Origin of the sequence: Tepidiforma bonchosmolovskayae (assembly GCF_008838325.1) — a bacterium.
GTDB classification, from domain to species: domain Bacteria; phylum Chloroflexota; class Dehalococcoidia; order Tepidiformales; family Tepidiformaceae; genus Tepidiforma; species Tepidiforma bonchosmolovskayae.
In genome coordinates this window covers 1,889,296-1,912,644 of the sequence record NZ_CP042829.1, presented here as the reverse complement: position 1 = coordinate 1,912,644, position 23,349 = coordinate 1,889,296, and the positions used below count along the sequence as shown (strand labels likewise).

Here is a 23,349-nt window from a genome sequence, read left to right as displayed (position 1 = left end):
CGCAGGCGACAGGATCTGTCGCGCGGGGGCGGTAGCATGGCCGGGCATCCAGGCTGGAGGGCGCGATGTCAGCGGTGCAGGTCATCGGGACGGAGTACGGCAAGGCGCGGGTGGTGCTCGCGCGGGTGATCGCACAGGGGCGGGGCGGCGACCCGCTTGCTCCGGTGACCGTGGTGGTGCCCTCGAACCTGGTGGGGCTGGACGTGCGGCGCTGGCTGGCGCGCGAGCGGCCGCTGGCGAACGTGCGGTTCCTGGTGGCGGAGCGGCTGGCGGAGCTGGCGGCAGCGCCGCGGCTGCAGGCCCGGGGGATGCGGCCGCGGACGCGCTGGCTCTGGCTGGAGCACCTCCGTGCTGCGGCTGCGGCGTCCGGGGGCCGGCTCGGGGAGCTGGCGCATCACCCGGCGACGCTGCGGCGGCTGGCCGCGCTTGCTTCGGACCTGAAGGGTGCCTCGGCGGAGGTGGTGGACCGGCTTGCGGCGCACCCGGAGCCGCTGGTCGCGGAGGCGGTGCAGGTGGTGCTCGCGGCGCGGCGGGCGACGCCGGACCTGTACGACGACCACGACCTGGTGGTCGAGGCTGCGGCGGCGTTCCGGGAGGGCGACCCGGCGGTGCGGGAGGCCGGGACGGTCATCTTCTACCTGCCGGACCGGATGACGCGGGCAGCGGCGGAGCTCGCGGGGGCGGCCGGGGCGACGGTCATCCTTGGGCTGACGGGCGACCGCGAGGTCGACGGGCAGGCAGAGGCGTGGTGCCGGCTGCTCGGGGCCGGCCTCCCGGCAGGGCAGCCGGCGCTGCGGCTGCCGGGCCGGCTCGCGAGCCTGCCTGACCCCGAGGAGGAGGTCCGGTTTGCGACCCGCGAGGTTTGGCGGCTGGCCGAGGCCGGGGTGCCGCTGCACCGGATGGCGATCCTGTACGGGAATGCGGAACAGTACGCGGGCCTCGTGCACGACCGGCTGGAGGCGAGCGGCACGCCGCACAACGGCCCCGGGCTGCGGACGCTCGGGGAGTCGCTGGCAGGGCGGACGGTGCTCGGGGCACTGCGGGCGGCGCGGAGCGAGTGGCGGCGGGATGCGGTCGCGGACTGGCTGACCTCGGCGCCGCTGGTGGTGCAGGGCGAGGAGGTGCCGGGGCACGCGTGGGACCTGCTCTCGCGGGAGGCGGGTGTGGTCCGGGGGCTCGACCAGTGGCAGCGGGCCAGGGAGGTTGTGCGGGCCGAACGGGGGGCGCGCGCTGCCGATTCGCCGGGGCTCGAGGCGTGGCGGGACGAGGGTGCAGCGGAAGCAGGGCGGATGGCCGAGTTCGTTGCCGGCGCAGCCCGCAGGTTCGACGGCCGCGCGGAGCGGGCGGTGGCGGAGTGGGCCCGCACAGCGGCTGCAGCGCTCGCGGAGTGGCTCCCGCGGTCGTGGCTGGCGCGCTTCAGCGAGGGCGACGGCGGGGGACTGGCCGAGGCGGAGCTGGCGGCCTACGACGAGGTGGTCCGGGTGCTCGAAGGGCTCTCCGGGGCGACAGCCGGCGACGCGACCAGCCGGGTCGGGCTGGCGGTCTTCGAAGCGACGCTCCGAGAGGCGCTCGATGCGCCGGCAGGCCGGCACGGCAAGCTGGGCGAGGGGGTGTACACGGGGACGGTCGACGAGGCGGCCGGCATGGCCTTCAACCACGTGTTCGTGCTCGGGATGGCGGAGCGGGTCTTCCCGCCGCAGCCCTCCGACGACCCGCTGCTGCCGGAGCGGCTGCGGCGGGAGCTGGACGGCGCGGTCCCTTCGGCGGCGGAGCGGCTGGTGGAGGTCCGGCGGGCGTACCTGGCCGTCGCTGCGAGTGCGGAAAATTGCGTGGTGACGGCACCGCGGGTCTCGCTGCGGGACCAGCGGCCGGCGCAGCCGTCGCGGTGGTTCCTCGAAGCGGCGGGCGTGCTCAACGGCGGGCCGGTGTACGGGCGCGACCTCGAGCGGTGGGTGCGGGAGCCGGCGGCGCGGCCGGACTGGCTGACGGTGGTGGACTCGTTCACGGCGTGGGTGAAGGCGGGCGACAGGTTCGCGGACGTTCACGAGCGGGACCTCGCGGAGGTGTCGCGGGCGACGGGGGAGCCGTGGCGGCATCGGCTGCTGGTCGACCTGGGCGTGCAGGACGGCATCACGGCGCGGGCGGAGCGTTCGCGCATGTCGGCGGCGGGCGGGTCGCCGCGGATTGGTCCGTGGACGGGGGAGGCGATCGGGAGGGGGCTGGAGGCGGGGATCGAGTTCTCGGCGAGCGCGCTGGAGGCGCTGACGAGCTGCCCGTTCCGGTTTTTCCTCGGCCACGAACTGCGGGTCAGGGAGGCGGAGCGGCCGGAGGAGCTGGACACGATTGAGCCTTCGACGCGGGGGTCGCTGGTTCACGAGGTGCTGGAACGGTTCGTGCTGGAGGTGAAGCAGCTGCGCGGGGAAGAGACCATCCGGGACGCGTGGACGGAGGAGGAGCGTGCGCTGCTGTTCGAGCTGGCGGACCGGGCGTTTGCGGAGTACGAGCGGCGCGGGGTGACCGGGCGCCCGGCAAGCTGGGCGGCGACGAAGGAGCGCGTCCGGCAGGACCTCGTGCGCTTCCTCGAGGAGGACGGGACGTGGCGGGCGCAGGAGGGCACCGCGATCCGGGATGCCGAGCTGGCGTTCGGGGGCAGGAGCGGGAGGACGGTCGAGTTCGAGGTTGGGCCGGGCCGGCGGATTGCGTTCCGGGGGAAGGCTGACCGGGTCGACGTCCGGGCGGATGGGGGCCTGGTGGTCATCGACTACAAGACGGGCAGGGCGGACAGCTTCAGGGGCGCGGATGGCAGCCGGCTGGCGAAGAAAGATGGGGGGTGGCTGCTGCAGCTGCCGATTTACGCGCTGGCGGCAGGGCAGGGCGGGAGTGTCCCGACGCGGGCGCTGTACTGGTTCATCTCGGAGGAGGGGAAGTTCGAGCGGCGCGAGGTGACACTCGATGCCGATACGGAGGAGGAGTTCCGGCGGGTGGTCGGTGAGGCCCTCGCGCTGCGGGAGCAGGGGCTGTACCCGGCGGTTTCGGGCCCGCCCAGCTTCGACCGGTGGCGCAACTGCGGCTTCTGCCCATTCGACCGGGTGTGCCCGGGGAGCGACCGCGAGCGGCTGTGGGAGCGGTGGAAACAGGACCCGCGGCTGGAGCGTTTCGTCGCTGTGGTGCTCCGGGAGGGCCAGCCGGACGCCGGGGAGGATGCCGAATGACACTGAAGGACCGGGAGGCGAGGGAGCGGATTCTCCGCGAGACGCAGAGGACGATGTTCGTGGAGGCGGGCGCCGGCACGGGGAAGACGACGGCGCTGGTAGGGCGGATCGTTGCGCTCGTTGCCGACGGGGCGCGGATCGACCAGATTGCCGCGATTACGTTCACCGAGAAGGCCGCCGCCGAACTGACGGACCGGGTGCGCCAGCAGCTGGAGCGGGCGGCGGCCGGGGACGGCGAGTATGCGCAGCTGACGGAGGCGGCGCGAGCGCGCTGCCGGGAGGCGGCGGCGGGGATCGACGGCGCGGCGTTCCAGACGATCCATGCGTTTGCGCGGAAGCTGCTGGCGGCGCACCCGGTCCAGGCCGGGCTGCCGCCGGAGTTCGACGTGCTCGACGAGACGGAGGAGGAGCTGGAGACGCGGGAGCAGGTGCGCCGTTTCCTCGACGAGATTGAGCGGGGGGACGGGACGGCGCAGGCGGTGACGGTCGGCTACGCGCTCGGGCTGCAGCCGCGGCACCTGCGGACGCTGGCGCGGAAGTTCGCGGCAGACTGGGACCGGCTGCGGGAGGTAACGTTCGAGCGTCCCGCGGAGCCGGAATGGGAGCCGCCCCTGCGCGCGCTGCTGGATGAGGTGGACCCGGAGGGGCAAACGGACGCGTTCGCTCGGCACTTCGCGGTGGTGACTGAGTTCGCCGATCGGCTGGAGGACGCCTACCGGGCGTTCAGGACCTCTCGCGACGGCGAGGAGCGGGCGCGGCGACTGGTCGAGCTGGTGACGCTGGTTGCGCGGGGGCCATCGATTAACGGGACCCTCGGCAGGGGAAAGCCGCTGGGCCCGGTGAAGGAGGAGTACGAGGCCTGGGTGAGGCAGGTCCGGGCTTGGGCGCTGGGGAACCTGCTGCCGGCGGTGCAGGCGTTCGCGCTGGCGTACGCGGAGGAGCGGCGGCGGAGCGGCCGTCTGACCTTCCATGACCTGCTGGTGCTGGCGGTCGACCTGCTGCGGACCGACCCTGCAGCCCGGCGGGCGGTGCACGAGCGGTATCCGTTCCTGCTAATCGACGAGTTCCAGGACACGGACCCGCTCCAGGTGGAGCTGGCGGCGCTCATCGCGGGCGAGCCAACGACGCTGGCCGCGTGGCAGGAGACGGAGGTGGAGCAGGGCCGGCTCTTTTTCGTGGGCGACCCGAAGCAATCGATCTACCGGTTCCGGCGGGCAGACATCCGCATCTTCCTTGCGGCGAAGGGGGCGTTCGGGTCGGAGGCGGCGCACCTGACGACGAACTTCCGCTCGGCGCGGCGGATCGTCGAGTGGGTGAACGGCGTGTGCGGGCTGCTGTTCGGCGACAGTGGCGATGGGCAGGCGACCTGGACGCCGCTTGAGGCGCGGCCGGACGCGCCGGAGGGCGAGCCGGTGCGGGTCCTGGGCGGGCCAGTGGATGGGGCGAAGGCGGAGGAGGTACGGGAGCGGGAGGCTGCCGATGTTGCGCTGGGCGTGCTGCGGGCGCGGGCCGAGAACTGGGCCGGGCGCGAGGGCGGGACGCGGTTCGAGGACATCTGCATCCTGCTGCCGCGGCGGACGGGGCTGCCGGCGCTGGAGCGGGCGCTGGCGGACCGGGGCGTCCCGTTCCGGATCGAGAGCCAGTCGCTGATGTACGCAGCGGAGGAGGTACGCGACCTGGCGAACGTTCTGACAGCGATCGACGACCCGACGGACCAGGTGGCGCTGGTGGCGGCGCTGCGGTCGCCGCTGTTCGCCTGCACGGATGCGGAGCTCGCGGAGCACGCCGCGGCCGGCGGGAAATGGAACTACGAGGCGGCGGTCCCGGACGGCAGCCCGGAGCGGGTGCGGGCGGCGCTGGCCCGGCTGGCGGCGTGGCACCGGGAGCGGTGGACCATGACGCCGGCGGGGCTTATCGAACAGCTGCTGGGGGAGTGCCACCTGCTGCTGGCGGCGCTCGGCGACCTCCGCCCGCGGGAGGCATGGCGCCGGTACCGGATCATCGCGGAGCAGGCGCGGGCATTGACGGTGCGCGGCTCGGTGGCGACGTTGCGGCAGTTTATCGCGTGGCTGGACCAACAGCGGGAGGAGGGCGTGCGGGTGAACGAGGCGATCGCGCCCGAGCCGGACGACGATGCCGTGCGGGTGATGACCATCCACGCGGCGAAGGGACTGGAGTTCCCGGTGGTGTTCGTGATGGGGCTGGGGACCGAAGGCAGGAGCAACGACGATGCGCGGGTCTGGTGGCCGCCGGAGGGGAGGGGGCTGCCGCCGGAGGTGCGGTGCGGGAGCCGGGAGCGGATGTTCGCGACAGCGCGGTTTGCGGCGGTCGAGGCCGAAGAAGATGCGCAGGAAGCCGCGGAGCAGGCGCGGCTGTTCTACGTGGCTGCGACGCGGGCGGAGCACGCGCTCGCCGTTTCGCTGTATCGCGCAGCGGAGCGCACCGGGAAGTCGATGGCGGCGCGGGTGGAGCGCGCGCTCGAGGGGGCGTCGCCGGAGACGTGGGAGCGTTTCGAAGCGAGCGCCGGCACGCTGCCGGCAGCGCCGACGGCAGATGGTGTTTCGTTGGGCGCCCCGCCGGTGCCGGAGCGGGCCGCCTGGATGGCAGCCCGGGCGGCGCTGGCGGCGAAGGCGGGGCGGGCGCCGGTGGTGGCGGCGACGACCATCGCGCACGAGGGGCTGGCGGATGTACCGGAAGAGCCGGCCGACGAGCTGGCGGGACCCGAGGAGCCGTGGCGGAAGGGCCGGGCCGGCACATCGCTCGGGCGGGCGGTCCATGCGGTGCTGCAGGGCATCGACCTCGCGACGGGGAACGGGCTGGAGGAGGCCGCGCGGGCACAGGCAGAGGCCGAGGGGATCGGCGACCGGTGGGAGGAGGTGGCGCGGCTGGCGCGGCACGCCCTCGCGTCGCGGGCGGTGCAGGCGGCGGTCGCCAGCGGAAGGTACTGGCGCGAGGTGTACGTCGGCGCCGACCTGGATGGGGCTGTTGTGGAGGGGTTCATCGACCTGCTGTACGAGGGGCCGGACGGGCTGGTGATCGTCGATTACAAGACCGATGGACTGCGGGGCGCCGAGGAGATCCACCGGGTGATGCCGGTCTACCGGCTGCAGGGCGGGGCGTATGCGGCAGCCGCGGAGGAGGCGACAGGGCGGCGGGTGGCATCGGTGGTGTTCGTGTTCACGGAGCCGCGGGAGGAGCGCGCCGTCGCCGACCTGGCGGCGGCGATGCAGGAGGCGCGCAGCCGCGCGGCCGAGGTGCTCGGGCGGGGGCCTTAGCCGCCCTTTGGGGGCACCTGCTCGAGGAGCCAGGCGATGGCGGGCTCGCGGCGCGTGAAGAACTCGACCGGGGCGGGATGCGGGAGTTCACCGCGGTAGGCCAGCGCCTGGCGGAAGGTGCCGAAGACGAGGGGCGAGGGCGCGACGACGGCGGTGACGAACGGCCCGCGGGACTGGACGGAGCGGGCAAAGCCGGCGAGCCACAGGAGATCGGCGGCGACGTGCTCCACGTCCGAAGCGTCGAGCAGGAGGCGCCCGGACTGCACGATGCGGCGGTACCAGTCGTCGCCAGGAAGGTCGACGCCGCGCACGACGCCGAGGAGGCGGAACTCGACGAAGGGGCCGTGGTCGAACATCTGGTACGGCACGGCGCCACCACTCCTCAGGGCAGGTCCGGCGCGGGCGGCGGCACGGCGACGGGTTCGGGGTCGAAGATGACGCCGGGGTTGAGGATCGCGCCGGGGTCGAACGCCCGTTTGATGGCCAGCATGGCGGAAATATCGGCAGGGGAGCGGGTGAGGCTGAGCCATGGCTTCTTGGCGATGCCGATGCCGTGTTCGGCGCTGATGGAGCCGCCCAGCGAGGCGACGAGTTCGAGGACAGCGCCGTCCGCGGCGTCGTCGTCCGTGTCGAGTCCGAGGATGTTGACGTGGAGGTTGCCGTCGCCGGCGTGGCCGAAGAGGATGGGGCGGGCAGCCGGGCGGAGCGCGGCAAGGCGGGCGCGCACGGCGGACTCGAATTCGGCGAGTCGGTCGGCGGGGAGAGTGACGTCGAGCTTGTGGGGGATGCCCTCAGCGGAGATCGCCTCGGTGTGGCGTTCGCGGTAGGCCCAGAGGCGGTCGCGGTCGGCGCGGTCGACGGCGAGCAGGGTTGCCGCGGGGTCGGCGAGGGGTTCAAGCGCGGCGGCGAGCGCGGGAGCGGGGTCGGCGGGCCCGGCGCATTCGAGGAGGAGGTAGCAGGGGTGGGGCCGCGGGAAGGGCGGGGCGAGGCGTGCGTGGCGGAGGACGAGGTCGAGGCCCTCGGGGAAAAACACCTCCGCGGCTTCGAGGTTTGCGGCCGCCCGGCGGACGGCGCGGACGACCCGGAGGGCGGCATCGAGCGCGGGGAGGCCGAGGAGGGCCACGGCGCGGGCGGGCCGGAGCGGGACGAGCCGGAGGCGGACGCGGGTGATGACGGCGAGGGTGCCTTCGCTGCCCGCGAGGAGGCCGGGGAGGTCGTAGCCGGTGTTGTCCTTCAGCAGGCCGGGCAGGCGGCGGAGGATGGCACCATCGGCGAGGACGGCTTCGATGCCGATGAGCTGGTGGCGCATTGGGCCGAAGCGGATGACGCGGACGCCGCCGGCGTTGGTGGCGACCATGCCACCGATGGTGGCGCTGGCCCGGGAGGCGAGGTCGACGCCGACGTCCCAGCCGGCCGCGCGGACGTGCTGCTGGAGGCGTTCGAGGGTGACGCCAGCGCCGACGGTGACTTCGCCGGCGACCTCGTCGAAGTCCTCGATGGCGTCGAGGCGGCGGAGGCTGAGGACCGCTTCGCCGGCGCGCGGGACGCTGCCGCCGACGAGTCCGGTGTTGCCGCCCTGCGGCACCACGGCGATGCCGGCGGTTCGGCAGATTCGGAGGACGCCGGCGACCTCCCCGGCGGAGGCGGGCCGGACGACGAAGGCGGCCGTCCCGGAGAAGCGGCGAGTCCAGTCGGTTTCGTAGGAGGCGCGGGTATCAGGGTCGTCGATGACGTGGGCGGGCCCAACGACAGCTTCCAGGCGGCGGCGGAGGTCGGGGTCCACGGGCGGAGTCTACCGCGCCGGGGCAGGTTCAGTGGGAGTGCGGCCGGGTGCCGGGTCCGTGGCTGTGGCCGTGGTGAGACCAGCGGGCCCCGCCGGAGGGCGGCGCGGGGTTGGCGAGGGATTCACAGGCCGCCCCGCGGGTGAAGGTCATCATCGGCGGGGTGAAGACGCGCTTCGCCGGGACGTTGCACATCGGGCAATCGGCGGGGATATCGGCCTCCTTGATGCTGCGGGAGACCTCGAAGTCGAGGCCGCAGCTTTCGCAGTGGTAGTCGTAGAGGGGCATGGGTGCCTCCGGACTGGATAGCTGCAATTTACTGCACCTGCTACCTCTTGCAGAATAGGGGCCATGCAGGAGGAAGGTTCCGTACCGACAGCAGAGAACGACGTGGTGAGCGCGGCCGGGCGGCCGACGCTCGCGGTGCTGGTGCATGAAGGATTCCCGGCGGACCTGGTGGTCGACGTCGAGGAGCTGTGCCGGTCGTTTTCGGGGTTCACCGGGGCGCCGGTCGCGCTGGCGGCGAGCGGGTCGCGGACGCTGGAGTCGACGCTGGACCGGCTTTCCGGGGACGCCGGAGGGTGGGATATCCGGTTCGTTGCACCGCCGACCTCGAAGGCGGCGAGCATGAGCTCGGCGCCGTTCGTGTACCGGGAAGACGGCCGGCCGGACTGGGGCGCGATGTGGCAGGGGTTCTGTGAACTCGCGCTCTACGGCGGGCCGCCGCACCGGGGCGAGGCGGATGCGCTGCACGCGGTCGAGAACCCGCTGGAGGTGCCGGCGAACCCGGAGTTCGATGCCATCGCGGAGATCCGGCGGGGGATTTACGAGACGACGGGGCTGTACTCGGAGCCCGCTGCGGAGCCGGGCTGGCTGGCGGTGACCTGCCATTCGAAGAAGATGGCGGCCTGGATGGCGGCTTCGATCATCCTCGAGAACGTGGATGCGAAGTGCGACGAGGAGCGGCTGCTGGTGCCGGCGCATCCCTCGTTCCGGCTGAAGAACGAGGTGAAGAGCGTCATTACGGTGGTCGCGAAGTGCAACCACTACTGGCAGGCGCACATCGCGGCGGGCGGGGCAGCCGAGTAGGCGTCAGCGCTGGATCTGGCCCATGACATCGAAGGCGGCGCCGCCCTGGCCGGGGGCCGGGACCTCGACGATGCGCTCGTCGACGTCGTCGTACTCGAGGCGGAGGGCGCGGCAGATGGTCGCGTGCATCCGGTACGTGGCGACCGCGTACGTCAGCTCGAGGATTGCTTCATCAGACAGGACTTCGCGGAGGGCGGCGAAGGTCGCGTCCTGGACGCGGCCGTCCTGGAGGACGAGGTCGTCGGTGTAGGCAAGAATGGCGCGGTCGGCGGCGTCGAAGACGGGGCTGACGCCCCAGGCGGGGATGGCGGCGATTTTTTCTTCGGGCACGCCGGCGGCGCGGGCGGCCTTGCAGTGCTGGGAGAAGACGAACTGGCTGCCGGCGGCGAAGCCGGTGCGGACGAGCGCGAGTTCGCGCTGGTAGGGCGTCAGCGTGCGGCGGCGGCTGTTGAGGAGGGCGAATCCGTCCTGGGCATGGACGAGGACATCGGGGACGAGGGCGAAGACGGTCCACCAGTTGCCGGGGGTGCCGGTGGCGGTGCCGGGCTCGACTACGGGGTCGCGGTCGCCGAAGAGGCGGTCATAGGCTTTGAGGGCTTCGGGCGAGGCTTCGGCGCGGGGCACCTGGCGAAGGCGCGGCATGGGCGGGAGCTCCGGGTGGGATGTTCGGGACGTACTGTAGCGGATTGGGCGGAGGAGTCCTTGCTGGCCGTCCGGATAGTTGACCGGGCGGAGGCGGCTCCGTAGGTTCGGCGCTGCACTGCTGCGGGCGCGGGCTGTGCCGCGCCCGGAAACGAAGGAGAGGTTCGCTCGACCGATGGCCTATACGAAGCCGATACCCGAGCCCGACCCCGTGAACCGCGTGTTCTGGGAGGGGGCGAAAGCGGGGAAGCTGATGCTGCCCCGCTGCACGACCTGCAACCGGGTGCACTGGTACCCGAGGCTGCTCTGCCCGTTCTGCCACTCGCGGGAGCTGGAGTGGATCGAGGCGAAGGGCGAGGGGCGCATCCACACGTTCGCGGTCCAGCACCGGGCCTTCGGCGGCTGGGCGGATGAGGTGCCGTTCGTGACGGCCTACATCGACCTCCACGAGGGGGACCGGATGTTCACCGTCCTGCGCGGGGTCGACCCGGCGAAGCCGGAGACCATCCGGATCGGCGCGAAGGTGCGCGTGGAATTCGAACAGGCCAGCGACGAGGTGAGCATCCCGTTCTGGCGCGTGGTGGAGGAGTAAGGATGCCCGGAGAGCTTTCCCGAGCGGCCGCCATCATCGGGGCGGCAGAGGCGAACGAGATCGGCTACCCCGCAACGCCCAAGACGGCGATGCAGCTGCACATCGAGGCGATCAAGAACGTCAGCGAGCAGACGGGCATCCCGATTTCGCGGATTGACGGCGTGTTCAGCGCCGGCTGGTCGTCGCAGCTGGCGGAGCACCTCGGTCTCCATCCGAAGTACATCGATACGACATCGGTGGGCGGGTGCTCGTTCGAGATGCACGTGCACCATGCGCTGGCGGCGATCCATGCGGGGATTATCGACGTGGCGCTCATCAGCCACGGCGAGAACGGGTGGTCGGCGCGGGCGACCGGCGGCCGGGGGACCGGGCGGCCGCGGGGCGCGCCGGACCCGTGGGACCCGGGGCAGCAGTTCCAGGCGATTTACGGTGTGGCAGGCGCGCCCTCGAACTACGCGCATGCGATGACCCGGCACAACTACCGGTTCGGTTCGACGCCCGAGGACTTCGCGCACATTGCGGTGGTAACGCGGCAGTGGGCCCTGCTGAACCCGCGGGCGATCATGTTCTCGAAGGAGACGAACCCGGGCGGCGGGCCGATTACGGTGGAGGACGTGCAGAACTCGCGGGTGGTGGCCTGGCCGCTGACGCTGCTGCACTGCTGCCTGGTGACGGACTACGGCGGAGCGGTGCTGGTCGCGAGCCCGGAGATTGCCCGGAGCGTGAAGACGAAGCCGGTGTGGATTGCCGGGGCCGGCGAGAGCATGGGGCATTCGAACATGCTCGAGATGGAGGATTTCACAGCGACGTCTGCGGCGGCTTCGGCTGCGGCGGCCTACAGGATGGCGGGCATGGGGCCGGAGGACATGGAGATGGCGATGATCTACGACTCATTCACGATCACCGCCGGGATAACCGCCGAGATGCTGGGACTGGCACCGCGGGGCGAAGGCTTCCGGCTCTGGAAGGACGGCCATGCGGCGCCGGGCGGGAAGTTCCCGATCAACACCAATGGCGGGGGGCTCTCGTTCAACCACTCGGGGATGTACGGGATGCAGCTGCTGGTCGAGGCGTACCGGCAGCTCTCGCGGACCGCGGAGGACGGCGTGACCGGCCTGCCCGGGAAGCAGGTGAATGCGCGCTCGTGCATCGTCAACGGCACGGGCGGGAGCCTTTCGACGACGGGGACGCTGATTCTCGTGGCCGACTGAGCCTCGCACCGGGCACTGTGCACCGGGGCCGGTCCGGAGGGCCGGCCCCGGCCTCGTCGTGGGAAGTCGTTCAGGCGCGGGCGCGCTCGGTCGGCGTGGTGCCGGTGACGCCGGCCGCCTCGAGTTCTCGGAGTTCGTTCTCGGTGAGGCCGAGGCCCCGGAGAACTTCGGCGGTGTGCTGGCCGAGCAGGGGCGCGGGGCCGTGGGCGGTCACGTGTTCGCCGTCAGCGCGGATGGCGAGCGCCGGATAGAGGTGGAAGCCGACGGGTTCGCGCTCCTCGCCGACCCAGAAGCCCGCGGCGACGAGGGGCTCGAACACGAGGACGTCGGCTTCGGTGTGGACGGGAGCGGCAGGGATGCCGCGCTCAAGGAGGAGTGCTGCGGCGGCCTCGGCGTCGCGTGCGGCGGTCCAGCGGGCGAGCGCGGCATCGATGTCTGCCCGGCGGGCCTCCCGGACGGCGACGTCGGCGAGTTGGGGGCTCGCGGCCCAGGGTTCGCCGAGCAGGTCCGCGAGGGCGGACCACTGCGCGCCGGTCTCGACTTCGACGGCGACCCATCGGTCGTCGCCAGCGGCAGGATAGACGCCCGACGGGACGCTGCCCGGGCGGCGGTTGCCGCGACGGCGGGGGAGTTCGCCGGTGCGCTGGTAGTGGATGAGGGCTTCGGAGACGAGCGGCAGGAAGCCTTCGAGCTGTGCGCATTCGAGGAGGCGGCCTCGCCCGTCGCGTTCGCGGGCGCGGAGCGCGGAGAGGACCGCGATGGAGCCGATGAGGCCGGAAACGGGGTCGCCGCAGGCGTTGGCGAGCATCGTGGGCGGGCCGTCTTCGTAGCCGACGAGGCTGGTGAGGCCGGACATGCCTTCGATGGTGTTGCCGAAGCCGAGGTAGCCGGCTTCGGGGCCGGTGGAGCCGAAGGCGGGCTGGCGGAGCATGACCAGGCGCGGATTCCGGGCGCTGACGGAGGCCCAGCCGAGGCCGAGCCGCTCGATGACACCGGCGGCGAAGTTTTCGATGAGGATGTCAGCGCCCTCGATGAGGCGGAGGGCGACGTCGCGGCCTGCGGGACTGGCGAGGTTGAGGGTGATGCCTCGCTTGCCGCGGTTGACGGCATTGAAGACGTGGGAGCGTTCGTGGAGGGCGAGCCCGGGGTCGTCGCCGGGCGGACGGGAGCCGCGCCACCAGTCGAAGTGGGTGTGGCTCTCGATCTTGATGACGTCGGCGCCGAGGGCGGCGAGGACATGGCCGACGAGCGGGCCGGCCCAGCCCATCGAGAGGTCGACGACGCGGAGGGCGCCGGGCCGCCAGGGGCCCGGGTCGGCGGGATCGGGGTCCGGTGCGGGGCCGGCCGCGGCGATGACCCGCGCAGGCGGACCCGGGACGCGGTACTCGCGGCTGGACGGGGTGCGGACGGTGTGCCAGGCGCCGCGGGCGGCGAGCTGCGGGGAGGCGAGCACTTCGTCGATGGTGGGGATGGCGGAGGCGCAGATGCGGTGCGACTGGAGGAGGTGGTAGAGCTCCCAGCGGCTGCGGCGGGCGAGCCAGGGCAGGAGATACGCGTCGAGTTCGCGGATGTTTGCAGCGCGGTCGGCGGGGGAGGCGAAGCGGGGGTCGTCGACGAGCTCGGGGTGGCCGCAGAGCCTGGCGAGTTCGACCCACATGCCGTGGAGCGCGGCGTGGATGCCGATGTACCCATCGGCGCAGGGGAGGGTAACGATAGTGGGCTGGGTCGGGGCGTAGCGCTCGCCGACGCGGCCCCGTAGGCGGCCGAAGTACTGGAAGGCGACGGCGTCGTAAATCATCGTGGCGGCGAGGCCGGCGACGATCGGCACCTCGAGGAGGCCGGGACCGCGGGTTCCCCAGCCGAGGGCGGCGAGGGCGGCCCAGAGGCCGGCGATGAAGAGGTCCTGCACGCCGGGCGGGGCGAGGGGTTCTCGGGCGGGGTCGCCGACGTGGCACATCCAGCCGCCGGCGGCGTAGTGGGTCAGGGAGGTGGAGGGAGCGCGCTCCCACGCGGTGCCGAGGCCGAAGGGGGTAATCCAGACGACAGCCGATTCGCGGGCGATGTCGCGCAGGCGGGCGACGGCGGCATCGGAGACGGGGGCGTCGGTGATGAGCAGCGGCCCGGGCGCGTCCGGGATGTCCGGTGCCGGGTCGAACGCGGCGCCCTCGGCGAGGAAGGCGCCGAGGCCCTCGGGGTCGAGCGCGGCGCGCATGTCGACCGCGGCGCCGAACTGGCGGAGGAGCCACCCGGCGTACGCCGCGGCCGGCGAATGGGCGATGACGCGGACGCGCAGGTCTGCGAGAAGGTCCATGACGCGGGATGATAGCGCAGCCGGCGCGGCGGCGCGGGTAGAATCCGGTGCACTGCAGGAACGCACAGGACAGGGGGTACGGGATGACCCAGCCGAACGAGACGTGGCAGCCGGAGGTCGACGAGATCCGGCGGAGGGAGCAGCTTGCCTACGGGATGGGCGGGCCTGAGAACATCGCGCGGCAGCACGCGGGCGGCAAGCTGACGGTGCGGGAGCGGATTGCCGCGCTGGTCGACCCGGGAAGCTTCGCGGAGTTCGGGACGCTCGCCGGGAAGGCGGAGTACGACGAGCAGGGGAACCTTGTCAGCTTCCGGCCGGCGAACTTCGTGGCGGGGATGGCGCGGATCGCCGGGCGGCGGGTGGTGGTCGGCGGCGACGACTTCACTGTGCGGGGCGGCGCGGCCGATGCGGCGATCGCGGGGAAGCAGGTATACGCGGAGCGGATGGCGCACGAGCTGAAGGTGCCGATCGTGCGGCTGGTGGACGGCACCGGCGGGGGCGGCAGCGTCCGGACGCAGGGCACGCAGGGACATACGTACATCCCGGCGAACCCGGGGTGGGACACCGTGATTGCGAACCTCTCCGAGGTGCCGGTTGTGGCGGCGGCGCTCGGGAGCGTGGCGGGGCTCGGCGCGGCGCGGGTGGTGACGTCGCACTTCAGCATCATGGTGAAGGGGACCTCGCAGGTGTTCGTGGCGGGGCCGCCGGTGGTGGAGGCAGGGATGGGGGAGACGGTGACGAAGGAGGAGCTCGGCGGGTGGGAGATTCACTGGCGGAACGGCGTGGTCGATAACCTCGCCGAGAACGAGGAGGATGCGTTCGCGCAGATTCGGCGCTTTCTTTCGTACCTGCCGCAGAATGCCTGGGAGCAGCCTGCGCGGAGCGAGCCGAACGACGATCCGAAGCGCCGCGACGAGTGGCTGATCGGCGCGATCCCGAAGAACCGGCGGCGGCCGTACCGGATTCGGCAGATCATCGCGAGCGTCTTCGACCGCGATTCGTTCTTCGAAATCGGCGCGGGCTGGGGCCAGAGCGTAGTGACGGGCTTCGCCCGCCTGGACGGCTACCCGGTGGGGGTCTTGGCGAACGACCCGTACCACTATGGGGGCGGGCTGACCGCCCAGGGGAGCGAGAAGCTGGCGCGGTTCGTGGACCTGTGCGACACGTTCCACCTGCCGTGCGTGAACCTGGCCGACCAGCCGGGCTTCGTCATCGGGACGTGGGGCGAGAAGCAGGCGACGATCCGGAAGGGCGCGCTGGCGCTTGCGGCTGTCTTCCAGGCGAAGGTGCCGTGGGTGACGGTCATCCTGCGGCGGCTGTACGGGGTTGCGGGCGCGGGGCATGCGAACACGGCGGGCCTGAACCTGCGGTATGCGTGGCCAAGCGCGGACTGGGGGTCGCTGCCGCTGGAGGGCGGGATTGAAGCGGCGTACAAGCGTGACCTCGCGGCGGCGGAGGACCCGGATGCGCTGCGGGCGGAGCTGATGGCGAAGCTGGGCGCGGTGCGGTCGCCGCTGCGGACGGCGCACGCCTTCGGGGTGGAGCACCTGATTGACCCGCGGGAGACGCGGCCGATCCTGTGCGACTGGGTGGAGCAGGCGTACGCGGTGGAGCGGCACCAGCTGGGGCCGCGGCTGCGGGGACACCGGCCGTAGGACCCGGCGAGGGCTGGCAGAAGGAGCGCGGGCTGTAAGATGCGGGGCGGCCCGGGTGTCGAGGGCTTGACGCTGGGGGGTAGAGTTACGGTGATTTCCCGCGCGCCGGGAACCATGGGACGGCGAGCGGACGTTTGAACGAGCAGGAGGTGAGCCCATGCAAGGGACACGTGCGACGGTTTGGCCTGCGCGGCGGCGCGTGCTGGCCGCGGTGCTGGCGCTGGCCGCGGCAGTGCTGGCGGCGGTAGCCGGGGTCCCGCGCGAGCGGGCGGCAGCCGATGCTGCGACCAACGGGTCGTTCTTCTTCGGGAACACTACGGGAACACCGGTGACGGCGCTGACGGTGACAGAAGGCCAGGCGGCGTGCATCAACATTCACCGGGGCGGGGGCACGGCGGGCCTGCAGCAGGTGCAGGTCACCGTGTCGCCCGCGTCATCCCCGGACGTCGGCGGGCTGGTCTCGGCGTTCGTGAATTTTTCCCCCGGGCAGGTCAACCGGACGATCGACTACCCCGGTCTGCCCGGGACGTGCCTGCAGACTGTCGACAACGCGGCTTCCGACGGAACGCGGACTTTGACGTTCACGATTGCCGGGGTCACGGGCGGCGGGGTGGTCGGAACTCCAAGCACGTTCACCCTGTTCATCCTCGACAACGACGGGCCGCCGAAGTATTCGTTCCAGGCGGCGACGTCGTCGGTGGTGGAGGGGAATGTGACGCACCAGGTGGCGGTGGTGCGGGAGGGGAGCACCGCGGGGACGGACTCGGTGACATGCCAGCTCGACACCCCGGCGGGGACGGCGGCGCAGGGCGCGGGCAATGATTACACCTTCAGCAGCCAGCCAATCACGTTCAATCCGGGGGAGACCGGACCGAAGTACTGCAACATCTCCATCCTGGACGACGGCGCGACCGAGCCGAGTGAAACGATTGTGCTCACCTTCGGCTCTGCCAGCTCTGGATTCGGACCTGGAACGCATACCACGCACACGGTCACCATCATCGACAACGATGGGGCGGGGACGCTGCAGTTCGCGCAGGCGACGTACACGGTGAATGAGGGGGCGGGCACCGCGTCCATTGCGGTGACGCGCATCAACGGGAGCACCGGGGCAGTGACCGTCGACTGCAGCACCATCGGCGGGGGCACGGCCACAGCCGGCAGCGACTACACCGCCGTCACCAACCAAACACTGAGCTGGAACCCCGGCGAGACCGCGACGAAGTTCTGCACGATCTCAATCCTGCAGGACACCGCGGTCGAGGGGCCGGAAACGATTAACTTGCAGCTTTCGAACCCCACGGGCGGAGCGGCGCTGGGAACGCCGAGCACGGCCACGCTCTCCATCCTCGATGATGACGGGACCGGGAGCATCCAGTTCACGTCGGCCACGTACACGGGGACGGAGGCCGGGGGCGCGATCACCATCACCGTCTCGCGGACGGGCGGGACGACCGGGGCGGTGACGGTGGACTACGCGACGAGCACAGGAGGCAGCAACCCGGCGACCGCGGGCGTGGACTACGTCGCGACGAGCGGGACGCTGAGCTGGGCGAACGGCGAGGGCGGCACGAAGTCGTTCACGGTGACGCCCATCCCGGACACGCTGACAGAAGGCACCGAGACGGTCATCCTGACGCTTTCGAACCCGACCGGCGGGGCAGTGCTGGGCTCGCAAAGCACGGCAACACTGCTTATCAGTGACTCGACGATCATCCCGGTGATTACAACAATCGTGCCGAATGTCGGGCCGACCGCGGGCGGCCAGACGGTCACGATTACCGGCCAGAACTTCACGGGGGCGACGAGCGTAACCTTCGACGGTATCCCGTGCACGTCATTCACGGTGGTGAGCGCCACGCAGATCACCTGCGTCACGCCGCCGCACGCGGCGGGCGTCGTGGAGGTCGTGGTGACGACGCCGGTGGGTTCGAACGTGACCACCGGGACGGCGAACGACTACATCTACACCACCGGGCCGACGGTGCTCTCCCTGACACCGTCGGAGGGGGCGTGCAACGGCGCAACCGTGGTAACCGTGACCGGTACCGGGTTTACCTCGAGCGGGATGACGGTCGCCTTCGGGACCGTGCAGGCGGTGTTCACCTACATCTCGTCGACGACGCTGGTCGCGGTGGCGCCGGTGCAGGGCGCGGGCGTCGTTGATGTGCGTGTGACGACGCCGGCGGGGACGAGCCCGAACACGGCCGCGGACGACTTCACCTGCACCGGGACGCCGATTCCGACCGTGACGGGGCTGAACCCGACGAGCGGGCCGATCGGGACGACGGTGACGATTACCGGTACGAACTTCACCGGGGTGACCTCGGTAACGTTCGGCGGGGTTTCGGCGACGTTCACGGTCGTGAGTTCGACGCAGATTACGGCGACGGTGCCAGCCGGGACGCCGCCGGGGGTCGTGGACGTGCGGGTGACGAATGCGGCCGGGACGAGCCCGAACACCTCCGCGGACAACTTCACGAACACGTCGACCTCGACGATCCAGTACACGCTCTACCGGACGTTCACGCTGATCGTGTGGACCGGAGCGGACAACAAGCCGATCGCGCAGGCGATTGGCGGGACGCAGGCGGGCACGACGAACGTGTCGGCGCTCATCGGTGCGATCTGGCTCTTCAACCCCCAGACGCAGAGCTGGGCCGGGTACTTCCCGGGGACGGAGAACGTTCCGGGTGCCAACGACTTCACCACGTTCCGGGCCGGGACGGCGTACTTCATCGCCCTGCGTCCGACCGCGCCGGCGACGGTGAGCTGGGTGGCGCCGGCCAACTAACCCAGGCGGCGCGAAGCGAAAAAGGGGGCCGAAATCGGCCCCCTTTTTGCTGGACAGACGTCCAGAGCGGTGCCGGGGCTGCTATAGTTCGGGCCGATTCGATGCATCGAGGAGGTCCGGATGGAACGCAGGAACTGGCTGGCCCGCATCCACGAGGACGAGGCCGGGCATGCGACCTCGGCGGCCGGGGCGCTCATCGCCGGCGCGGGCGCGGTGGTGCTCGGCATCGGCGCGGCGAACGATACCGGCTGGCTGGCGGTGGCGGGCGGGATCATCGCCGGCGTCGGGCTGGTGGCGTGGGAGCTGCTGCGGCACGTAGCGATCGACCAGAAGCTGATGGGCCGGCTCGACCGGCTGGAGCGTTAGCGAGCACGACCAGGCACCCGTAACAGGAGGCAGGCGATGGGCATGCTGAGCCCCTACCGTGTCATCGACCTGACGGACAGCCGGGCGGCGCTGGGGCCGCTGATGCTGGCGAACCTCGGCGCAGAGGTCATCCGGGTGGAGCCGCCCGGGTTCGCCCCGCCGGAGGAGGAGGCGCTCCAGTACGCGGTCTCGAACCGCGGAAAGCGGAGGGTGGCGCTCGACCTCGACGCCCCGGGCGACCGGGAGCGGTTCCTCGAGCTGGTGAAGACGGCGGACTTCCTGTTCGAGAACGCGCCGCCGGGCGCAATGGCGGCGCGGGGCCTCGGCTGGGAGCAGCTGCGGGCGTTGAACCCGGCGCTGGTGTACGTGGCGACGACGCCTTTCGGGCAGGACGGCCCGTATGCCCACTACCGGACGACGGACCTGGTGCTGGCGGCGATGGGCGGGATGATGGCGCTGAACGGCGACCCGGACCGGCCGCCGGTGCGGGTGACGGTGCCGCAGTGCTGGCACCACGCGGCTGCGGAGAGCGCCGTGGGCGCGCTGGTGGCGCACCACCTGCGCGAGCGGACGGGCGTCGGGAGGTTCGTCGATGTGTCGGTGCAGGCGGCGGTCTTCTGGACCGGGCTCCAGGCGATGATCGCGCATGCCATCCAGGGGAAGGACTTCGAGCGGGCCGGGACGGCGCTCCAGCTCGGGACGATTACACTGCCGATGGTGTACCGGGCGAAGGACGGCGAGGTCGTGGTGCTGGGGAACGGGGCGACGCTCGTGCCGATGATGAAATGGCTGGTGCGCGACGGCATCGTGCCGGAGGAGTGGCTGGAGGGTGAGGAATGGGCCCGGTACGACGTGAAGGTGCTGGCCGGGGAGCCCCTGAGGTACTCGTACGAGGAGGTGCTCGGCGCGCTGCAGCGGTGGATCGAGACGCGGACGAAACGGGAGCTGCTCGAGATCGGGCTCGAAACGGGCGTGACGTTCGCGCCGGTCACGACCGTGCCGGAGATCCTGGATTTCGTCCATCTGAAGGCGCGGGAGTACTGGCGGGACCTCGCGGTGCGGCCGGGCGTGGTGGTGAAGGCGCCGGGGCCGTGGGTGCGGGCGCAGTGCGACCCGCTCGTCTTCGGGGAACGGGTCGAGGAGCAGACCGGGCCGGAGGCGCTCCCGGCGCGGGAGCCGCGGAAGCCGGCCGGCGGCGACCCGGAGGGAACGCTGCCGCTGGCAGGGCTGAAGGTGGCGGACTTTTCGTGGATCGGCGTGGGGCCGATTACGGGGAAGTACCTGGCCGACCACGGCGCCGACGTCATCCGCATCGAAACATCGAACCCGCCGGACCGGCTGCGGGTGGGCGGGCCGTTCAAGGACGGCGTTTTCGGGCCGAACCGGAGCCAGTTCTTCGGCGCGTTCAACACGTCGAAGCGGTCGATCGCCGTGAACCTGAAGACGGAGGAGGGACGGGAGATCGCGCGGAAGCTCATCGCTTGGGCGGACGTGGTGCTGGAGTCGTTTACGCCGGGGACGATGGACGAGCTGGGGCTGGGATACGAGGCGGCGAAGGCGCTGAACCCCGACGTGATGTATGTCTCGACGTGCCTGATGGGGCAGACCGGGCCGGCGGCGCCGATGGCCGGGTACGGCAACCATGCGGCGGCGATCAGCGGCTTTTACGAGGTGACCGGCTGGGACGACCGGCCGCCGTCGGGGCCGTTCACGGCATACACGGACACGATCGCGCCGCGCTTCCTGGCGACGGTGGTGATGGCCGCGGTCGACCGGTGGAAGCGGACGGGCGAGGGCTGCCGGATCGAGCAGGCGCAGATGGAGGCGGCGCTGCACTTCCTCGCGAAGGAGCTGGTGGAGTACCAGGTGAACGGGAGGGTGCCGCGGCGGGCCGGCAACGCCGACCCGGCGATGGCGCCACACGGGGCGTTACCCGTCGCGGGGACGGACGAGTGGATCGCGATTGCGGTGGAGGACGACGCAGCCTGGGCGCGGCTGGCAGCGCTGATCGGCGAGGCGTGGGCGCAGGAGGATCGGTGGCGGACGCTGGCGGGACGCCTGGCGGGCCGGGAGGAGCTGGAGCGGCTGCTGGCGGGGTGGACGGCGCCGCAGGACGGGATGGCGCTGGTGGAGCGGCTGCAGCAGGCGGGGATTGCGGCCGGTTTCGTGAAGCGGTCGAGCGACCTGCTGGCGGACCCGCAGCTGGCGCACCGGCGGTTTTTCCACCCGCTCCAGCACCCGGAGATGGGCGAGGTGCCGTACGAGGGGCACCAGTTCATCATCAGCGGGTACCAGAGCGGGCCGCGACGGCCTGCGCCCTGCCTCGGGGAGCATTCGATGGAGGTGCTGCTGGAGGTGCTGGGCCTGAACGAAGAGGAGGTAGCGCGGCTGGCAGCGGGGCTCGGGTGAGTTCGTTATGATCGGCGCAGCATATTGCGGGCGTTCGTGAAACCGGCAACGATGCAGTGCGCAGCAGGCGCAACCAGCGCCAGGGAGGCAAAGGGAGTTGACGACAGCAACAGCGACGAATGGTGCCCTCGCGGAGAAGGGCTACAACGGCAAGATGCTGAACGTGAATCTCACCACGGGTGAGATCACGGTGGAGTACCCGGACGAATCGCTGTATCGCCAGTACCTGGGCGGGTACGGCATCGGGGCGCGGATGCTCTGGGATCGCGTGCCGAAGGGCGCGGACCCGCTCGGCCCGGAGAACATGCTCGGCATGTTCGCGGGGCTTCTGACGGGCACGCCGCTGTTCGGCCAGCGGTGGCAGGTGGTGTGCAAGAGTCCGCTGACGGGCGGCTGGGGCGACGCCAACTGCGGCGGCGACTTCGGCGGCGTGCTGAAGCTGGCCGGGTGGGACGGCATCATGTTCTTCGGGAAGTCGGAGAAGCCGGTCTACCTGCTCATCGATAACGACAAGTTCGAGCTCCGGGACGCGAGCGACCTCTGGGGCCAGGGCGCCATCGAGAACGAGAAGGTGCTGAAGGACCGCCACGGGAAGCGGGCGAGCGTCGCGAACATCGGCCCGGCCGGCGAAACGCTGTCGCTGATCAGCGGGGTGTGCAACGACCACGGCCGGCTGGCGGCGCGCTCGGGCGTGGGCGCGGTGATGGGTTCGAAGAAGCTGAAGGCGGTCGTGGTGCTGGCCGACCGGAAGGTCATCAGCCAGACGCCGGAGACGATCAAGATGCTCCGGGAGAACCTCGACCAGTTCATCAAGCCGCTGAAGGACTTCTTCCACAACTTCGGCACGACGGGCATTACGGCGATGTCGGCGCTGAACGGCGACAGCCCGGTGAAGAACTGGGGCGGCGTCGGCATCATCGATTTCCCGCAGGCGCAGCAGATCGACGGCGGCTCGCAGATCAATCCGCGGATGGAGAAGTCGTACGGTTGCTGGCGGTGCCCGATTGCGTGCGGGGCGGAGTCGAAGGAGTCGACGAATCCGAAGTACCCGTATCCGCATCACACGCACCGGCCGGAGTACGAGGCGATGGCGGCCTTCGGGACGATGAACCTGGTGGCGGACCCGGATGCGCTGATCTACGCGAACCACCTGTGCAATGAGTACGGGTTCGACGTCATCAGCGCGGGCGGCGCCATCTCGATGGCGATCGAGTGCTACCAGAACGGGATCATCACGAAGGAGGACACCGAAGGCATCGAGCTCCGCTGGGGCGACGCCGACGCGATGATCGCCTTCCTGAAGGCGATGGGCGAGCGGAAGGGGATTGCGGCGGTGTTCGCTGACGGCGTGAAGGTTGCGGCGGAGAAGATCGGGCGTGGCGCGGAGAAGTACGCGATGCACATCGGCGGGCAGGAGCTGCCGATGCACGACCCGAAGCTCCAGCCGGAGTACTACACGACCTACAAGCTCGACCCGACGCCGGCGCGTCACACCCAGTACGAGGGGAACAAGCGGCTTGGCAAGATCCCGCCGGCGCCGGCGGACAACAAGGTGTACACCGGCCGCGGCGAGCACCACAAGGGTGCGAGCGAGTACATGCACGTGGTGAACGCCGGCGGCATGTGCCAGTTCATCATGATGGCGGCGAACACTGCGAACATGCCGACGTGGTTCAATGCCGTCACCGGCTGGGACATGGACCTCGACGAGATGATGCAGATCGGCGAGCGGATCGCGAACCTGCGGATGGCGTACGAGGTGCGCGAGGGCGGGAACCCGCGGAAGCGGTATGTGCCGCCGCGGGTGACCGGCGAATCGACGGAGGCGACCCATGCGGGGCCGCTCCAGGGCATCAAGCTCGACACCGAGACGCTTGAGGTCGAGTTCCTCAAGGCGTGCGACTGGGACCTCGAGACCTGCAAGCCGTCGAAGGCGAAGCTGGAAGCGCTCGGGCTGCAGGACGTGGCGGCAGCGCTGCACGCGTAGACGGCCAGGCTGACTGCACGGTTAT

The 23,349-nt window shown here is 71.3% G+C and carries 15 protein-coding genes; 10 read left to right on the top strand and 5 right to left on the bottom strand.

Annotated features, from left to right (window positions below; translation table 11 throughout):
* Window positions 1-65: 65 nt before the first annotated feature.
* Both Tbon_RS09650 and Tbon_RS09645 read left to right on the top strand, forming a co-directional pair.
* Complete coding sequence (locus Tbon_RS09650) at window positions 66-3,212, top strand: PD-(D/E)XK nuclease family protein (RefSeq protein WP_158067507.1); 3,147 nt, start codon at window positions 66-68, stop codon at window positions 3,210-3,212.
* A complete protein-coding gene (locus Tbon_RS09645; protein ID WP_158067506.1) occupies window positions 3,209-6,487 on the top strand; it encodes a UvrD-helicase domain-containing protein in 3,279 nt (1,092 codons plus the stop codon). The genes Tbon_RS09650 and Tbon_RS09645 overlap by 4 nt, the downstream gene beginning before the upstream one ends.
* Here Tbon_RS09645 and Tbon_RS09640 read toward each other — a convergent pair.
* The 3 genes from Tbon_RS09640 to Tbon_RS13890 are packed head-to-tail and all read right to left on the bottom strand — an operon-like array spanning window position 6,484 to window position 8,556.
* Window positions 6,484-6,855, bottom strand: coding sequence for a hypothetical protein (locus Tbon_RS09640; protein WP_158067505.1), 372 nt, complete (start codon window positions 6,853-6,855; stop codon window positions 6,484-6,486). The genes Tbon_RS09645 and Tbon_RS09640 overlap by 4 nt on opposite strands.
* A gap of 14 nt (window positions 6,856-6,869) precedes the next feature.
* Window positions 6,870-8,270 (bottom strand): FAD-binding oxidoreductase, encoded by a 1,401-nt coding sequence (locus Tbon_RS09635; RefSeq protein ID WP_158067504.1) that lies wholly within the window; start codon window positions 8,268-8,270, stop codon window positions 6,870-6,872.
* Window positions 8,271-8,298: 28 nt separating this feature from the next.
* Window positions 8,299-8,556: an FmdB family zinc ribbon protein gene (locus tag Tbon_RS13890; RefSeq protein ID WP_192497882.1), complete on the bottom strand. Its 258-nt coding sequence runs from the start codon at window positions 8,554-8,556 to the stop codon at window positions 8,299-8,301.
* 63 nt (window positions 8,557-8,619) lie between these two features.
* On the opposite strand from Tbon_RS13890, the gene Tbon_RS13885 reads away from it, so the two are divergent.
* Window positions 8,620-9,357 (top strand): hypothetical protein, encoded by a 738-nt coding sequence (locus tag Tbon_RS13885; RefSeq protein ID WP_192497881.1) that lies wholly within the window; start codon window positions 8,620-8,622, stop codon window positions 9,355-9,357.
* A gap of 3 nt (window positions 9,358-9,360) precedes the next feature.
* Here Tbon_RS13885 and Tbon_RS09625 read toward each other — a convergent pair whose 3' ends face one another.
* The gene (locus Tbon_RS09625; RefSeq protein WP_158067503.1) at window positions 9,361-9,999 is read right to left on the bottom strand and encodes a carboxymuconolactone decarboxylase family protein; all 639 of its coding nucleotides are present in this window, start codon (window positions 9,997-9,999) and stop codon (window positions 9,361-9,363) included.
* A gap of 175 nt (window positions 10,000-10,174) precedes the next feature.
* Here Tbon_RS09625 and Tbon_RS09620 point away from each other — a divergent pair, with 175 nt between their 5' ends.
* Both Tbon_RS09620 and Tbon_RS09615 read left to right on the top strand, forming a co-directional pair.
* Window positions 10,175-10,591 (top strand): Zn-ribbon domain-containing OB-fold protein, encoded by a 417-nt coding sequence (locus tag Tbon_RS09620; RefSeq protein ID WP_158067502.1) that lies wholly within the window; start codon window positions 10,175-10,177, stop codon window positions 10,589-10,591.
* 2 nt (window positions 10,592-10,593) lie between these two features.
* Entirely contained in the window at window positions 10,594-11,802 is a 1,209-nt protein-coding gene (locus Tbon_RS09615; RefSeq protein ID WP_158067501.1) for a thiolase C-terminal domain-containing protein, read from the top strand.
* Window positions 11,803-11,872: 70 nt separating this feature from the next.
* Here Tbon_RS09615 and Tbon_RS09610 read toward each other — a convergent pair whose 3' ends face one another.
* A complete protein-coding gene (locus Tbon_RS09610) occupies window positions 11,873-14,113 on the bottom strand; it encodes a CaiB/BaiF CoA-transferase family protein (protein ID WP_158067500.1) in 2,241 nt (746 codons plus the stop codon).
* Window positions 14,114-14,196: 83 nt separating this feature from the next.
* Between Tbon_RS09610 and Tbon_RS09605 the strand changes: the two genes are divergently transcribed.
* The 5 genes from Tbon_RS09605 (at window position 14,197) to Tbon_RS09585 (ending at window position 23,324) form a co-directional block, all read left to right on the top strand.
* Window positions 14,197-15,768 carry an acyl-CoA carboxylase subunit beta gene (locus tag Tbon_RS09605; RefSeq protein ID WP_158067499.1) on the top strand — a complete coding sequence of 524 codons (1,572 nt, stop codon included), beginning with the start codon at window positions 14,197-14,199 and terminating at the stop codon, window positions 15,766-15,768.
* A gap of 157 nt (window positions 15,769-15,925) precedes the next feature.
* Window positions 15,926-18,562, top strand: a complete 2,637-nt coding sequence (locus Tbon_RS09600) for a Calx-beta domain-containing protein (RefSeq protein ID WP_158067498.1) — start codon at window positions 15,926-15,928, stop codon at window positions 18,560-18,562.
* A gap of 120 nt (window positions 18,563-18,682) precedes the next feature.
* Entirely contained in the window at window positions 18,683-18,928 is a 246-nt protein-coding gene (locus Tbon_RS09595; RefSeq protein ID WP_158067497.1) for a hypothetical protein, read from the top strand.
* A 36-nt stretch (window positions 18,929-18,964) separates the two neighbouring features.
* A complete protein-coding gene (locus Tbon_RS09590) occupies window positions 18,965-21,337 on the top strand; it encodes a CaiB/BaiF CoA transferase family protein (protein ID WP_158067496.1) in 2,373 nt (790 codons plus the stop codon).
* A gap of 97 nt (window positions 21,338-21,434) precedes the next feature.
* Complete coding sequence (locus Tbon_RS09585) at window positions 21,435-23,324, top strand: aldehyde ferredoxin oxidoreductase family protein (protein ID WP_158067495.1); 1,890 nt, start codon at window positions 21,435-21,437, stop codon at window positions 23,322-23,324.
* Window positions 23,325-23,349: the final 25 nt, after the last annotated feature.

Bases quoted from the DNA above. Each gene is read 5' to 3' on its own strand.
- Tbon_RS13885 (WP_192497881.1), top strand. From the start codon at position 8,620: ATGCAGGAGGAAGGTTCCGTACCGACAGCAGAGAACGACGTGGTGAGC.
- Tbon_RS09620 (WP_158067502.1), top strand. From the start codon at position 10,175: ATGGCCTATACGAAGCCGATACCCGAGCCCGACCCCGTGAACCGCGTG.
- Tbon_RS09600 (WP_158067498.1), top strand. From the start codon at position 15,926: ATGCAAGGGACACGTGCGACGGTTTGGCCTGCGCGGCGGCGCGTGCTG.
- Tbon_RS09625 (WP_158067503.1), bottom strand. From the start codon at position 9,999: ATGCCGCGCCTTCGCCAGGTGCCCCGCGCCGAAGCCTCGCCCGAAGCC.
- Tbon_RS09610 (WP_158067500.1), bottom strand. From the start codon at position 14,113: ATGGACCTTCTCGCAGACCTGCGCGTCCGCGTCATCGCCCATTCGCCG.
- Tbon_RS09645 (WP_158067506.1), top strand. From the start codon at position 3,209: ATGACACTGAAGGACCGGGAGGCGAGGGAGCGGATTCTCCGCGAGACG.
- Tbon_RS09605 (WP_158067499.1), top strand. From the start codon at position 14,197: ATGACCCAGCCGAACGAGACGTGGCAGCCGGAGGTCGACGAGATCCGG.
- Tbon_RS13890 (WP_192497882.1), bottom strand. From the start codon at position 8,556: ATGCCCCTCTACGACTACCACTGCGAAAGCTGCGGCCTCGACTTCGAG.
- Tbon_RS09650 (WP_158067507.1), top strand. From the start codon at position 66: ATGTCAGCGGTGCAGGTCATCGGGACGGAGTACGGCAAGGCGCGGGTG.
- Tbon_RS09615 (WP_158067501.1), top strand. From the start codon at position 10,594: ATGCCCGGAGAGCTTTCCCGAGCGGCCGCCATCATCGGGGCGGCAGAG.
- Tbon_RS09590 (WP_158067496.1), top strand. From the start codon at position 18,965: ATGGGCATGCTGAGCCCCTACCGTGTCATCGACCTGACGGACAGCCGG.
- Tbon_RS09595 (WP_158067497.1), top strand. From the start codon at position 18,683: ATGGAACGCAGGAACTGGCTGGCCCGCATCCACGAGGACGAGGCCGGG.